The 13,376-nt window shown below is 65.2% G+C and carries 15 protein-coding genes; 4 read left to right on the plus strand and 11 right to left on the minus strand.

What is annotated here, in order from left to right:
* Positions 1-110: 110 nt before the first annotated feature.
* Both IEW01_RS17165 and IEW01_RS17170 read right to left on the minus strand, forming a co-directional pair.
* On the minus strand, positions 111-836 hold the full coding sequence (locus IEW01_RS17165) for a DUF4336 domain-containing protein (RefSeq protein WP_229738330.1): 726 nt from the start codon (positions 834-836) through the stop codon (positions 111-113).
* Between the two features lie 7 nt (positions 837-843).
* Positions 844-1,194 carry a hypothetical protein gene (locus IEW01_RS17170; protein ID WP_188530127.1) on the minus strand — a complete coding sequence of 117 codons (351 nt, stop codon included), beginning with the start codon at positions 1,192-1,194 and terminating at the stop codon, positions 844-846.
* A 175-nt stretch (positions 1,195-1,369) separates the two neighbouring features.
* Between IEW01_RS17170 and IEW01_RS17175 the strand changes: the two genes are divergently transcribed.
* Complete coding sequence (locus IEW01_RS17175; protein ID WP_188530130.1) at positions 1,370-2,242, plus strand: CHAD domain-containing protein; 873 nt, start codon at positions 1,370-1,372, stop codon at positions 2,240-2,242.
* Here IEW01_RS17175 and IEW01_RS17180 read toward each other — a convergent pair.
* Positions 2,239-2,646, minus strand: a complete 408-nt coding sequence (locus tag IEW01_RS17180) for a DUF4864 domain-containing protein (protein WP_188530132.1) — start codon at positions 2,644-2,646, stop codon at positions 2,239-2,241. The two genes, IEW01_RS17175 and IEW01_RS17180, sit on opposite strands and share 4 nt — an antisense overlap.
* Positions 2,647-2,695: 49 nt before the next feature.
* A complete protein-coding gene (locus IEW01_RS17185) occupies positions 2,696-4,279 on the minus strand; it encodes a lysine--tRNA ligase (RefSeq protein ID WP_188530134.1) in 1,584 nt (527 codons plus the stop codon).
* Between the two features lie 163 nt (positions 4,280-4,442).
* Between IEW01_RS17185 and IEW01_RS17190 the strand changes: the two genes are divergently transcribed.
* Both IEW01_RS17190 and IEW01_RS17195 read left to right on the plus strand, forming a co-directional pair.
* Positions 4,443-4,823, plus strand: coding sequence for a tellurite resistance TerB family protein (locus IEW01_RS17190; protein WP_438810830.1), 381 nt, complete (start codon positions 4,443-4,445; stop codon positions 4,821-4,823).
* A gap of 32 nt (positions 4,824-4,855) precedes the next feature.
* A complete protein-coding gene (locus tag IEW01_RS17195; protein ID WP_188530138.1) occupies positions 4,856-5,557 on the plus strand; it encodes a glutathione S-transferase C-terminal domain-containing protein in 702 nt (233 codons plus the stop codon).
* A 1-nt stretch (position 5,558) separates the two neighbouring features.
* On the opposite strand, the gene IEW01_RS17200 is transcribed toward IEW01_RS17195, so the two are convergent.
* From IEW01_RS17200 to mgrA, 5 genes are all read right to left on the minus strand, one after another.
* Positions 5,559-5,957, minus strand: a complete 399-nt coding sequence (locus IEW01_RS17200) for a c-type cytochrome (protein WP_188530140.1) — start codon at positions 5,955-5,957, stop codon at positions 5,559-5,561.
* Positions 5,958-6,070: 113 nt separating this feature from the next.
* On the minus strand, positions 6,071-6,469 hold the full coding sequence (locus IEW01_RS17205; RefSeq protein ID WP_188530142.1) for a c-type cytochrome: 399 nt from the start codon (positions 6,467-6,469) through the stop codon (positions 6,071-6,073).
* 128 nt (positions 6,470-6,597) lie between these two features.
* The gene (gene dacB, locus IEW01_RS17210) at positions 6,598-8,109 is read right to left on the minus strand and encodes a D-alanyl-D-alanine carboxypeptidase/D-alanyl-D-alanine endopeptidase (protein WP_188530144.1); all 1,512 of its coding nucleotides are present in this window, start codon (positions 8,107-8,109) and stop codon (positions 6,598-6,600) included.
* 103 nt (positions 8,110-8,212) lie between these two features.
* Positions 8,213-8,824 (minus strand): nicotinate-nucleotide adenylyltransferase, encoded by a 612-nt coding sequence (locus tag IEW01_RS17215; RefSeq protein ID WP_188530147.1) that lies wholly within the window; start codon positions 8,822-8,824, stop codon positions 8,213-8,215.
* Between the two features lie 133 nt (positions 8,825-8,957).
* Positions 8,958-10,022 carry an L-glyceraldehyde 3-phosphate reductase gene (gene mgrA, locus IEW01_RS17220; RefSeq protein ID WP_188530149.1) on the minus strand — a complete coding sequence of 355 codons (1,065 nt, stop codon included), beginning with the start codon at positions 10,020-10,022 and terminating at the stop codon, positions 8,958-8,960.
* A 126-nt stretch (positions 10,023-10,148) separates the two neighbouring features.
* On the opposite strand from mgrA, the gene ettA reads away from it, so the two are divergent.
* Positions 10,149-11,804 carry an energy-dependent translational throttle protein EttA gene (gene ettA / locus IEW01_RS17225; protein ID WP_188530151.1) on the plus strand — a complete coding sequence of 552 codons (1,656 nt, stop codon included), beginning with the start codon at positions 10,149-10,151 and terminating at the stop codon, positions 11,802-11,804.
* Positions 11,805-12,544: 740 nt separating this feature from the next.
* On the opposite strand, the gene IEW01_RS17230 is transcribed toward ettA, so the two are convergent.
* Together IEW01_RS17230 and IEW01_RS17235 are read right to left on the minus strand one after the other, a co-directional pair.
* Positions 12,545-13,078 (minus strand): REP-associated tyrosine transposase, encoded by a 534-nt coding sequence (locus tag IEW01_RS17230; RefSeq protein ID WP_188530153.1) that lies wholly within the window; start codon positions 13,076-13,078, stop codon positions 12,545-12,547.
* A gap of 75 nt (positions 13,079-13,153) precedes the next feature.
* Positions 13,154-13,327, minus strand: coding sequence for a hypothetical protein (locus tag IEW01_RS17235; protein WP_188530155.1), 174 nt, complete (start codon positions 13,325-13,327; stop codon positions 13,154-13,156).
* Positions 13,328-13,376: the final 49 nt, after the last annotated feature.

Genomic DNA, 13,376 nt, shown 5'->3' on the forward strand with positions numbered 1-13,376 from the left:
GCCTCGCGGGCGCCGGTTGGAAGGCCGGCAGCGCGAAAGGGGTAGCAACGCGGGGTTAACCGGCGTTAAGGCGAGCGTTCGGTGTCAGGAGGCGGGGTGCGGCCGGCGTGTCACAACAGCCAACGGAACGCGCGTTCGAGTTCCGCCGTGCCGTCACGCTCGAACCAGCGGCCATGCGCGAGGATGACCCGCTCGGGCTGCCAGCCGATCATCCGCAGAACGTCTTCCCGCAGAGCCGCGCGGTCGCGGAAGGTGGCACGCATGTCGCGCGGCATGCTGCCGCGCGGCGCCTGGATGCCGCCCAGCCTGGTGGCGAGCCGCATCCAGAACCCGAGCTTGCGCGGCTCGAAATTCTCGATCAGATCGGTGAGAATGAGCGTGGCGCTCGCACGGTGGAAAAACACCGCCTCGCGGTGCACCTCGGACCCGCGCACGATCATCTGGTCGATCTCCCCGGCCCAGCCGGCGGGCGGGTCTTGCGTGAGCTGGTGGTCGAAATGCAGCGTCATTCCCCGCTTGCTCGCCCGTTTCGCAACGCCCGGTGCAGCCCAGGCCTCGGCCTCGGGGAAGCGGGCCTGCCAGTCTGCGACGCAGGCGTAGTGAATCCAGTTCGGGGCAACGAGATGGCGCACCGGCCCCAGCGCCTCGACCCGTTCGGCCAGCGCCGGGGTCAGCCGCGTCGGGGAATGCACCCAGAGCGCACCGTCCGCCAGCCGAACGATGGTGGCCCGGGTGGAAAACGGCATGCCGTAGAAGCGGATAGCGGGGCCATCGACGATCCAGATATCCTCGGCCACCGGCTTGGGCAGATCGAGCGGTTCGTATCCCGTGCCCACCTTGCTCTCACGACCCGAGCATCGTGCGCACCAGCGCCTCTTGCGTGAAAACCCGGTAGTCCACCCCCAGCATCTCGGCCACCGTGCGAACGCGGAACTCGATCGCCCCCTCGCGCCCGTCGGTGTCGATCAGAACCACCATCGGCGTCTTGCCGGTCAGTTGCGCGGCAAACAGAGCCTGCTGGATCGAATCGAGCGAGGAGCGGGTATCGCGCCCGGCCTCGATCACGTGCGCCTCGATTTCGCAATCCACCCGGATGCGGTGGATGTCGTAGCCGACGCTGTAGCCATGCGTCACCTCCGGTTCACCACCGAAGATGAGCCCGCACATGATCGCGATGAAATGGCTCTCGTACATCGAATCCCCAACACCCTACCACAATATATGGTAGTCAGAGCGCGTGGCGAAACCCTTTCTTGTGCCGGATTGCCGTCATCTTCCATCAATCTTGCACGCGGCGGCCGCACCGGCTTCAAATTCGCCTGCGCGATCCCAGATATCTCTTGAGGGTAGAACGGCGGGCGATGAGACAATGGCAAAGCGCTTCAAACCAACGCGCGGACGGATTGAGAAGCAATTCCGCCGCATCGCGCGCAAGCGGCTTGACCACGCGCTCGCCGCGCTCGACGGCGAAAAACCGACGGGCGAGGCCCTGCACGCGGCCCGCACCGATGTGAAGCGCCTGCGCAGCCAGTTCAAGCTCGCCCGCCCGGCCTTCAAGGCCTATCGCCGCGAAAACACGGCCCTGCGCGATGCCGCGCGCGCCGTCTCCGCCCTGCGCGACGACACGGCGATGGTAGAAACCTTCGATCGGCTCGCCGCCACGATCCCGCCCGGCGAAGCCGAGGCATTCGCACCGGTGCGTGCCGCGCTCTCCCGCGCCGCCCCCGGATCGGACGACGCCAGCGCGCAGATCGACGGGTTCCGCCAGGCCCTTGCCTCGGTGCGCGCGCGAAGCAGGAAATGGAAGGTCAAGGGGCACGGTTTCATGCCGTTGTCCAAGGGGCTGAAAAAGACCTACGAAAACGCGCGCCGGTCAATGCGCGAAGCCCATGAAACCGGCGCATCAAGCGCGTTCCATGATTGGCGCAAGAGCGTGAAGGCGCATTGGTATCAGGCCCGCATGCTCAAAAAGATCGCACCGAAAAAGATGGCCGCTCACGTCGCCCTCGCCGGCGATCTCGGTGAACTGCTCGGAGAGCACCACGATCTGGTCACCTTCGCGGCCCGGCTCGACGGGCTGAATGTCGACCCGGCGTTGCGTGAGCGGATGAAGGCGGTGATCGAGACCGAGCGCCGCCGGATCGAGGCCCGTGCCTTCACGCTCGGGGGGCGGCTGCTCGACACAAGACCCCGCGCGCTGACGCGGCTCTGGCGGCGTCGCTGGGCAAGGCGCGCGGACTAGACGCCGAACTCGGCCTGCCGCAGGTATTGAACCCCGCCAATCCGCCAATCGGCATCCACGCGCATCATCTCGTAGTCGAGCACATGCCAGGCTCCGGCCTGATCGCGGATCAGCACCTTCTGCCACAGCGCGCCATCCAGCTCGCGCAGCTCCAGAAACCGCGTTTCCGCCGGGCGCCACACCATCGGGTAGCCGTTCTGCACCATGCTGCCGAAGCCCTCGGGCGTCACGAAAATCCGCTGGATACCGGGCGCGGCATAACTGAAGGCGCTTTCGACATCGTCGGCCAGAAAGGCTTCGAATTGCGACGAGATCACCGCGCGGATGCCGTCTTCGGGCTCCGCCGCCTGAAGCGGGAAGCTCCAGGCCACGATCATCGCCAAAACCAGTATGATCTGTTTCATGTCCTGTCTCCCTGTGCTCAGGCTACGAAAGCCAAGGGAGGTTGGTTCATCAATTCTCGGCGAGAAAATCCCCGGCGAGCGCCTTGTCGATCAGCGCCACGGTCTCTTTCACACCGTAAAGCGCCACGAACGAACCGAAACGCGGCCCCTGATCGGCGCCGAGCAGCACCTGGTAGAGCGCCTTGAACCAGTCGCGCATCGGCTCGAACCGTTCGCGCCCGCAGGCAAACACCTCGCCCTGCAGCGCCTCGCCATCGACAGGGCCATCCCACGCCGCCAGCCGGTCGCGCAGATCGGTGAGCGCCTCGCGCTCGAGATCGCTCGGCAGACGGTATTGCTTCATCGGGGCGACGAAATCCTCGTAGTATTTCACCGCGTAGCCCGCCGCCGCGTCGAGATCCGGGTGGGTTTCAGGGCTGGCCTCGGGCGCATAATTGCGGATGAAGCCCCAGAGTACGCCCTTGTCGTGCGCGCTGGCCACCGAGGCGAGGTTCAGCAGCATCGAGTAGTTCACCACCATCCGGCTCTCCGGCACGTCGCCGTTGTGGATGTGATGCACCGGATTGGCGAGCTTCTGTTCGAGGCTCTGGCCCGGGTAGGCGGCGAGTTGCTGGTGGTATTCGTCCATCGCCCGCGGGATCACGTCGAAGAACATCCGCTTCGCGGTCTTGGGCTTTTGATACATGAAATAGGCGAGCGACTCTGTCGAAGCATAGGTGAGCCACTCGTCGATCGTCAGCCCGTTGCCCTTAGACTTGGAGATCTTTTCGCCCTTGTCGTCGAGGAACAGCTCGTAGACGAAATGCTCCGGCGGCCGGCCGCCGAGCACCTTGCAGATGCCGTCATAGATCGGCGTGTTTGACGAATGGTCCTTGCCATACATCTCGAAATCCACGTCGAGCGCCGCCCAGCGTGCGCCGAAATCGGGCTTCCATTGCAGCTTCACGTTGCCGCCCGTCACCGGCAGCGTCCATTCGCGGCCGTCCGCATCGTCGAAGGTGATCGTGCCCGCCGCAGCATCGACTTCCTTGATCGGCACGTAAAGCACCCGCCCCGTCTCGGGATGGATCGGCAGGAAGATGGAATAGGTCTGCTGACGCTCCTCGCGCAAGCTCGCCATCATGATCTTCATGATATCGTCATAGCGTTCGGCCGCGCGCTTGAGCACCTCGTCGAACTGGCCCGAGGCATAGAACTCGGTGGCCGAATAGAATTCGTATTCGAAGCCGAAGGTATCGAGAAACCGGCGCAGCATCGCGTTGTTATGGTGGCCGAAGCTCTCGTATTCCCCGAACGGGTCGGGCACGGAGGTGAGCGGACGCTGCAGGTGCTCATAGAGCATCTCGTTGTTCGGCACGTTGTCGGGCACCTTGCGCATCCCGTCGAGATCGTCGGAAAAGCAGATCAGCCGGGTCGGGATATCGCTGATCGTCTCGAAGGCGCGGCGGATCATCGTCGTGCGCATCACCTCGCCGAAGGTGCCGATATGCGGCAAGCCGCTCGGGCCGTAGCCGGTCTCGAACAGCACGAACCCCTTTTCCGGCGGCGCCTTCTCATAGCGTTTCAGCAACCGGCGCGCCTCCTCGAAGGGCCAGGCTTTCGACTTCATCGCAAGGTCACGGATCTCGGACATCGGTTGCACTCTCTCAGGGGCCCCATGCCCCGCAAATGACGCTTCCTATTGAAGCCCGGAGGTTTGGTCAATATTCTGCGCCGCAACATCACCAAACCCCAAGGATGCGCCAGTGCCCGACCTTCCCCACGCCCTCTCGCCAGAGGACAGCCTCGTCGCCGTGATGCTGGCCGTATCCGTCTCCGACAGCCAGATCGGCACCGCCGAGCTTGTGCGCATCGAGGCGACCGTAAATCACCTGCCGGTATTCGCGACCTACGACATGGACCGCGCCCGCACCGTGTCGCAGGTGGTGTTCGACCTGCTCACCGAGGATGACGGGCTCGACGCCCTCTTCGGCCTGGTGCGCGAGAACCTGCCCGAGGCGCTGTGGGAAACCGCCTACGCGCTGGCCTGTGACGTCGCCGCCGCCGATGGCGCGCTGCACACCACCGAGTTGCGCATCCTCGAAGAGATCCGCCACGAGCTCAACATCGACCGGCTGCACGCCGCGGCCATTGAACGGGGCGCGCGCGCCCGGCACATGACGTTGCGGGACGAGTGACCCCGCGGCGCAAAGCGAAAGACCGAACACCCATGCTCGACGCATTCGAGATCACCCGGCGCTGGCCGGCGAAAGACCCGTCGGCCATCCAGCTCTATTCCTACGCCACGCCGAACGGAATCAAGGCCTCGGCCATGCTGGAGGAATGCGGCCTTCCCTACGAGGCCCATCTCGTGAGCTTCGCCGAGAACGACCAGTTCACGCCCGAGTTTCTCTCGCTCAACCCGAACAACAAGATCCCGGCGATCATTGATCCCGACGGGCCGGGCGGCAAGCCGCTGGGGCTGTGGGAATCCGGCGCGATCCTGCTCTACCTCGCCGAGAAAACCGGAAAGCTCCTGCCCACCGACCCGGCCCGCCGCTACGAGGCGATCCAGTGGCTGATGTGGCAGATGGGCGGCGTCGGCCCGATGTTCGGCCAGTTCGGGCATTTCCACACCGGCGCCGGCAAGGACCTCGAGGAAAAATACCCCTGGCGGCGCTACAAGGAAGAAACCGAGCGCCTGCTCGATGTGCTCGACGAACGCCTGGACGGCCGCAGCTTCATCATGGGCGAGGATTACACCATCGCCGATCTCGCGGTCTGGCCCTGGGTGCGTGTGCTGTCGGGGCATTACGATGCCTTCGACCTGCTGGACATGGGCGATCTCGACAACGTCAACCGCTGGTTCGAAGCCTGCTCGACGCGCCCCGCCAGCCTCAAGGCCGTCAACATCCCGCCGCGCCCGGCGTGAGTCATTCCTGGATGGCTTCGAGGTAGTAGACCAGCGACAGAAGCCGCCCGCGCGCGATCATCTCGGCGTCGAACGGCCCGCCGAGGGCCTCGGCGGCGGCGACGTAGCGGTCGCCCCAGATCGGCATCGGCCCCCCATGCGCTGCGAGTGCGGCGCGCCCGTCGATGATCCGCAGGGTTTCCATCACCGGAAACACCCCGCCATTGGCCGCCGCGAGCCCGGTGAGGCCCGGCACCGCGACGGAAAGAACCTCCGCGAAGGGCCCCTCGCCGCGCCCGCTCTCGCCGTGGCAGACGGCGCAAGCGGTCATGTATTCAGCCTCGCCCAGCCCCTGTTGTGCAACCGCCCCGGCCGCGGACAAGACCACGGCCAGCGCCGCCGGCAACACGCGATGTTTCATGGAATCCTCCCGTATTTCCCGCCTCCCAGCATAACGAAACCGGCACCGATGTCATCGGCCCCGGTCTCAAGCAAGGCGCGCTCCGGCCTGCTGGGGCCGGGGCGGCTGTGATCCTATTCCTGGATCGATTCGATGTATTCGACGAGCGCCATCAGCCGCCCGCGCACGATCAGTTCAGACCCGTAGAAGCCGCTTTCTTCAAGCGCCGAGGCTTCGAAGCGGTCGCCCCAGATCGGCATCGGTCCACCATGGCCGCGCACGCCGGTTCTCCCGTCAATCGCCATCAGCGTGTCGAGGAACGGGAAAACGCCCTCGTTCGCCGCACTCAGCCCGGTGAGGCCCGGAACATGGATGGTGAGCAGTTCGGCGAACGGACCCTCGCCCTTGCCGCTTTCACCGTGGCAACCCGCGCAGGCAATCATGTACTCGTTTTCACCTGCACTTTGCTGTGCCATTGCCGAGAAAGTCGTGGCTGCGAGGATGATCGCGATGAATGTCATGAGCCGTTTCATCATATCCTCCTTCCTCCTGTTCAATTCTAATATGTTACCACCCAATCGCAATATTTCCCCTGATCCCGGTCAAGCGGGCCGTCCTTCGGCCAGTTCCGGCCGATCACGTGCCCGGCACGCCTAACGGCTCAAACGCCGTAGAGCCCGGCCCAGCGGTTGATAAGTTGATGCTGTAACCAGCGCGAGCGTTGCGCCCATGCCCGCGCCCCGGGCGCGCGCTCCATGTCTTCGGGGCTGATGTCCGCGCGGCGGATGGTATCGCCGGTGAAGATCGCGAAGACGAGCGGCACACCGTTGTCGGCGGTCACGTATCCCGCCAGCGTCGAGACGAAATTGAGTGTGCCGGTCTTGGCGTGAATACGGTGCAGCGCCCCGGGGTCGGCCGCGCCGCTGGCGTTCTGCGGCACGATCTCGCGCATCAGCCGATGCAGCGGCCCGCCGGGGCCGAGCCTGACGAGGAAGCGCGCCATGTCGGCGGCCGACAGCTGCGACGCGTCACCAAGCCCCGAATGATCCACGAAATCCGCGCTCCGCGCGCCGAATTCGTCACGCATCCATGCGCTCATCGCCGAGGCCGAGCTGCGCAGATCCGCCGCCCCGACCCCGCGGCGCGCGCTGGCGCTGAGGCCGATCACCTCGGCCGTCAGGTTGGTCGAATACCGCATCATCCCGCGGATGATCTCCGAAAGGCTCTCGCTGGTATGCGCAACCAGCACGCGCCCGGCCGGAATGTCTTCGATCGGCTCCGCATCCGGCAACTCGATCCCCTGCGACGCAGCGATCACCTGGCAGACCTCTCCGGCGTAGAGATCAGGCCTGCGAACCGGCAACCAACGCGATCCGGCATTGCCCAGCGCCTCGCTCGCGACGGTCCAGTCATCCACGCCGCCGGCGTCGCTGTAGGTGTAGATCGGCACGTCCCGCGCCGCCACGGCCATTCGCGCCACCGTCACCGGCGGGCGCAGGCTGGCCGAGCGCGCGTCGAGGTTCACCGACCAGCCGCTCTCGGCCCGCTCCCATTGAAAGTGAACCCGGTTGTAATTGAGGTTCAGCCCCGAGATCGCCGGGCTGTAGCCCACGTGGTCGGGCTGGGTCGGATCAATGGAGCGCACGTAGGGCAAAGCCCCCGCGGCGACGAGAAACCGCCCACGCACGCCGCGCACGCCCCGCGCCTTCAGCTCCGCCACCATCGCGGCCATCGCATCGGTATCGAACACCGGGTCGCCGGCACCCGCGAGCACGAGATCGCCCTCGATCACCCCGTCCTCAACCGGACCGGTCGCAATGAACCGGGTTCGAAAACGATGGTTTTCGCCGAGCGTGGAAAGACCGTATATCGCGGTCACCGCCTTGGTGACGGAGGCCGCCGGAAGCGCAAGATCGGGCTCGCGGGTCTCGAGGAACACACCGGTGCGCGCGTCGGCAACGACGAAGCCGATGCGCCCGCCCAGCCGCGCTTCCGCGATCAGATCGGGAACCGACGGCGAGGCCAGCCGGGTAATCGCCGGGGCCGCGCCACCGATCAGGTCCGGTCGGGGCACCGGGCGCAAGGACGAGAGCGGGGCCTCCGCCAGGGCGGCACCCGCGACGGCAGAGAGTCCCCCCGCCAGAAACCCCCGTCTGGACACGCCCCCAAGCATGGCACGAGTTAACCAAGCCACCCGAGTCGCCTCAAGGTCTCTTCTGGAAACAATCCACAGGATTGTTGCAGCGGTTCCGTCAAAAGATCGTGCGTCCCGGCCATCAACCGGGCGCGCCGCGCCAGCCGCCACCGGCGCGGATCGCGCTCGACGAGGTATCGACCATCGGCACGTTGACGAGGCACCAGGCCGGTGCCGACGCATGTGCCAGAAGCGGCGCCGATGCCCCGCTCAGCCGCGCCGCGCGAAACCGCCGCGCCGCCGGCGAGGTGCGGGCCGCAACCCGCTCGCCCGGGCGCGCGATCACGCCAACGGGCAGCGCCTGCATGATCTCGTCCCACCGCTCCCAGCGATGGAAGTCGGCGAGGTTGTCGGCGCCCATGAGCCAGGTGAATCGCACCCCAGGGTAGAGCCCGAACAAGGCCTTCAGCGTTTCGGCGGTAAACCGCGTGCCCAGCCGGGCCTCGATATCGGTCACGACCACGCGGGGGTGATCTATCACCGCGCGGGCCCGTGCCATCCGCTCGGCCAGCGGTGCGGGCCCATGCGGTTTCAACGGATTGCCCGGCGTGACCATCCACCACACCCGATCGAGCCCGAACCGCTTCAGCGCCTCGCGGGTGATATGGGCATGGCCCTCATGGGCGGGGTCATATGACCCCCCGAGAAGCCCGATCGCCTGCCCGGACCGCGCATATGGAATATCATGCCGCATCGCGTCTGCTTCGCCCGGTGCGCGTGAAGTGTCAATCGCCCGCCGGCGCGCCCGTCACCCCAGGTCGAACACCTGTGAGGCACCGGCCGAAGGCGCGCCTCGGCACGGCGGGCAGCCTCCCGGCACCGACGCCTCAGTCGATCTCGGCCGATTGCGCCCAGAGATTGATCGCCTCCTCGTCGGCATAGCGGTCGATCTCGGCCAGTTCCTCCTCGGTGAAATCGAGCCGCGCCACCGCGCCCGCGCAATCCACCACCTGCGCCGGTTTCGATGCACCGATCAGCGCCGAGGTGATCCCGCCGCCGCGCAAGACCCAGGCAATCGCCATCTGCGCCAGCGTCTGGCCCCGCGCGGCAGCGATATCGTTCAGCGCCCGGATATGGCCGATTGCCCCTTCGCTCAGCATTCCCGGGTCGAGCGATTTGCCCTGCGCCGCCCGGCTGCCCTCGGGGATGCCCTTGAGATACTTGTTCGTGAGCATCCCCTGCGCCAGTGGCGTGAAGGCGATCGAGCCCACGCCCAGTTCCGCCAGCGTCTCGCGCAAGCCGTCGCGCTCGACCCAGCGGTTGAGCATGTTGTAGCTCGGCTGGTGGATCAGCATCGGCGTGCCCATCTCGCGCAGGATCGCCACCGCCTCGCGGGTGCGCGCGCTGTTATAGGACGAGATCCCGACGTAGAGCGCCCGCCCCGAGCGCACGATATGATCGAGCGCGCCCATGGTCTCTTCCAGCGGCGTCTCCGGGTCGAACCGGTGGGAATAGAAGATGTCGACATAATCGAGCCCCATGCGCTTGAGCGACTGGTCGCAGGACGCGATTAGGTACTTGCGCGAGCCCCATTCGCCGTAGGGCCCCGGCCACATGTCATAGCCCGCCTTCGACGAGATGATCAGCTCGTCGCGCAAGCCCTTGAAGTCGCTCGCGAGGATATCGCCGAAGGCCGCCTCGGCGCTGCCATAGGGCGGGCCGTAGTTGTTGGCGAGATCGAAATGGGTGATGCCGTGATCGAAGGCCGTCCGGCAGATCTCGCGCTTGGTCTCATGCGGCGTGTCATGCCCGAAATTGTGCCACAGCCCGAGGCTGACCGCCGGCAGCTTCAGCCCCGATCTGCCGCAGCGGTTGTAGACCATGCGCTCGTAGCGGTCCTCGGCGGGCACGTAAGGGACAGGGTGATTTTTCGCGGACGTGATGCGGGTCATGGCGGACTCCTTGCTCTTTGGCCGCGAGCAGACACCCGGCGCGCGACGCTGTCAACGCACCCCCCATTGCCCCGCCTCCCCGGCGCCGCTATCTAGGCCCAAACCCGCATTCCCGGAGGACGCACCATGGCCGCCTATCAATATGTCTACCACATGAGCGGGGTCTCCAAGACCTACCCGGGCGGCAAGAAGGTGTTTGAAGATATTCACCTCAACTTCCTGCCCGGCGTGAAGATCGGCGTGGTCGGGGTGAACGGCGCCGGCAAATCGACGCTGCTCAAGGTCATGGCCGGGTGGGACAAGGATTTCACCGGCGAGGCCTGGGCCGCCGAGGGTGCCAAGGTCGGCTACCTGCCGCAGGAGCCCGAACTCGACGAAAGCCTCACCGTGCGCGACAACGTCATGCTCGGGGTGAAGGCAAAGAAGGACATCCTCGATCGCTACAACGAACTGGCGATGAACTACTCCGACGAAACCGCCGACGAGATGGCCGAGTTGCAGGACACGATCGACGCCCAGAACCTCTGGGATCTCGACGCCCAGGTCGACGTCAGCATGGAAGCCCTGCGCTGCCCGCCCGACGACGCGATGCCCGCCAACCTCTCGGGCGGCGAGAAGCGCCGGGTGGCGCTGTGCAAGCTCCTGCTCGAAGCGCCCGACATGCTGCTGCTCGACGAGCCCACCAACCACCTCGACGCCGAAACCATCGCCTGGCTGCAGCAGCACCTGATCGACTACAAGGGCACGATCCTGATCGTCACCCACGACCGCTACTTCCTCGACGACATCACCGGCTGGATCCTCGAACTCGACCGTGGCCGGGGCGTGCCCTACGAGGGCAATTATTCCGCCTGGCTCGAACAGAAGGCCAAGCGGCTGGCGCAGGAAGCGCGCGAAGACAAGTCCAAGCAGAAGACGCTGGAGCGCGAGCTGGACTGGATCCGCCAGGGCGCCAAGGCCCGGCAGGCCAAGCAGAAGGCCCGGATCAACGCCTATAACAGCCTCGCCGAGCAGTCCGAGCGCGAGAAGATCAGCCGCGCCCAGATCGTCATCCCGCGCGGGCCGCGCCTCGGGCAGAAGGTGATCGAGGTCAACGGCCTGAAAAAGCACATGGGCGACAAGCTCCTGATCGAAGATCTCAGCTTCGCGCTGCCGCCGGGCGGCATCGTCGGCGTGATCGGCCCCAACGGCGCCGGCAAGACGACGCTGTTCCGCATGCTCACCGGGCAGGAACAACCCGACCAGGGCAGCATCGAATACGGCGACACGGTGAGCCTTGCCTACGTCGACCAGTCGCGCGACGCGCTCGACCCGGAGAAGACCGTCTGGGAAGAGATTTCCGGCGGCGGCGAGGTGATCGACCTCGGCGACGCGCAGGTGAACTCCCGCGCCTATTGCTCGTCGTTCAACTTCAAGGGCGGCGACCAGCAGAAGAAGGTGGGGCTCTTGTCGGGCGGCGAACGCAACCGGGTGCACATGGCCAAGCTGCTCAAATCCGGCGGCAACGTGCTCCTGCTCGACGAGCCGACCAACGACCTCGACGTCGAAACCCTCCGCGCCCTCGAAGACGCCATCGAGGATTTCGCCGGCTGCGCCGTCATCATCTCCCACGACCGCTTCTTCCTCGACCGGCTCTGCACCCACATCCTCGCCTTCGAAGGCGAAGCCCACGTGGAATGGTTCGAGGGCAACTTCGAGGATTACGAGGAAGACAAGAAGCGGCGGTTGGGTCCGGATGCGCTGGAGCCGAAGCGGTTGAAGTATAAGAAGTTTACGAGGTAGGCGGCTTTCCGAAGGAAAACGCCTACAGTGCGCGAAAGCGTTTTGGCGCAGCCAAAATGCGTGCGCACCCAGGTTGGACGTCGTGAGGCATACCTAGCACAGGGATCATCTCAGGCGACTGGTCATAGACAGGGCGAACAAAACACGAATATTCGCCCTTGAACGTGCCGGGCGAAGGCACTAATTCTGAGAAGCCTTAGGAGGCCGCTCAAACCGGCTGTAGGGCAGGTGCGCCACTCGCGATGCGAACAAGGCAATCCCCGCCCACGATCAAGGAAGTGCCTAGCGGCGCTAAGTGGGGCCTTAGCGGGTTCCTGCGAAGGTGGCCCGATGGCGATGCCTGAGGACGACCGTCGACTGGGAAGGCCCAAGTGATCATAGGGCCAACCCAACCGCTGTGAAACGGGCGGTATACAAACACTGAGCGTTTGAAACGCTCGAGCGCTCGAGCATCTCAAAGGCTTTATGCTATGAGATACTTGAGAAAGTTGAAGGGGCGAGTGTCCTACGCCGATGTAATCGGCACTATCGCACTCGTTCTGACGATCTTGACGTTCTTCGTCTGACCGTCGGGCGGCTCTTCGGGGCCGCCCTTCATTTTTTACATCCAACGACCCACAGATTCGCCCCCGGCCCGAGGGTGGGGGCGATTTCGCCCCCGCGTCGCGGCGTAGCAAGCGTAGGATGGGTGCTCGCACCCATCACCCCAATCGTAACGACCGCAACAACGATGGGTGAAATCACCCATCCCACTCGCCGAATTCTCCCGCCAAGGCCACGCCCGCCCATTCCGGGGCGACACGTCCGGCCCGGATGTCGCGATGGATCGACGAATACGGCCAATCGACCGCCCGCGTGACAAGCCCATGTTTCACCGGGTTGGCCCAACAATACTGCACATGCATCGCCAGATCGGTTTCGTCGCGGATCCTGTGTTCCCAGAACCGGCGTTGCCAGATTCCGCGCTCGCCTTTCACGTGTTTCGACGCGCTGCGCGACGCGGCCGCCCCGATCTCGCGGACAAAACGCGATTTGATCAACCGCCACCGGGTCGAGAAATCCGCGTCTCCCTCGGGCAGCGTCCACACGGCATGCAGATGGTCCGGCAACACGACGAATGCATCGGTGACGAAAGGCCGCTCCGCGCGGGTTGCCAAAAACGCATGACGCAACACATCGACGTGGTCGACAAGGGTCGATGCCGTCCGGTTCGCCAGTGCGACCGTGAAGAAATACGTGCCCCCCGGGATCGATACGCGTCGGTAGTTCGTCATCGGCCAGATTGAACCGGATTGTGGTTAACGATGGGTGAAGATCACCCATCCTACCTCCGGGGCCGGGTGCCGCGCCTATCCCTTGCCCACCACCTTCTTCACATCCTCCTTGGTGGTCAGGTCACGCTTGGCGTCGTAGACGTCGTCCATCATGAACTCGGCGGGGCGGTCCTTGCCGGAGGTAAAGGTACCGGTTTTCACGCCGAAGCGCAGGATTCCAAGTTTCGCAAGCCAGTCGAGGAGTTTCATCGTTCCGTCTCCCCCCAAAACGCCCGGCGCGGGCTGCGCCGTGCTGCAT

Origin of the sequence: Sinisalibacter lacisalsi (assembly GCF_014640115.1) — a bacterium.
Classification (GTDB): Bacteria; Pseudomonadota; Alphaproteobacteria; order Rhodobacterales; family Rhodobacteraceae; genus Sinisalibacter; species Sinisalibacter lacisalsi.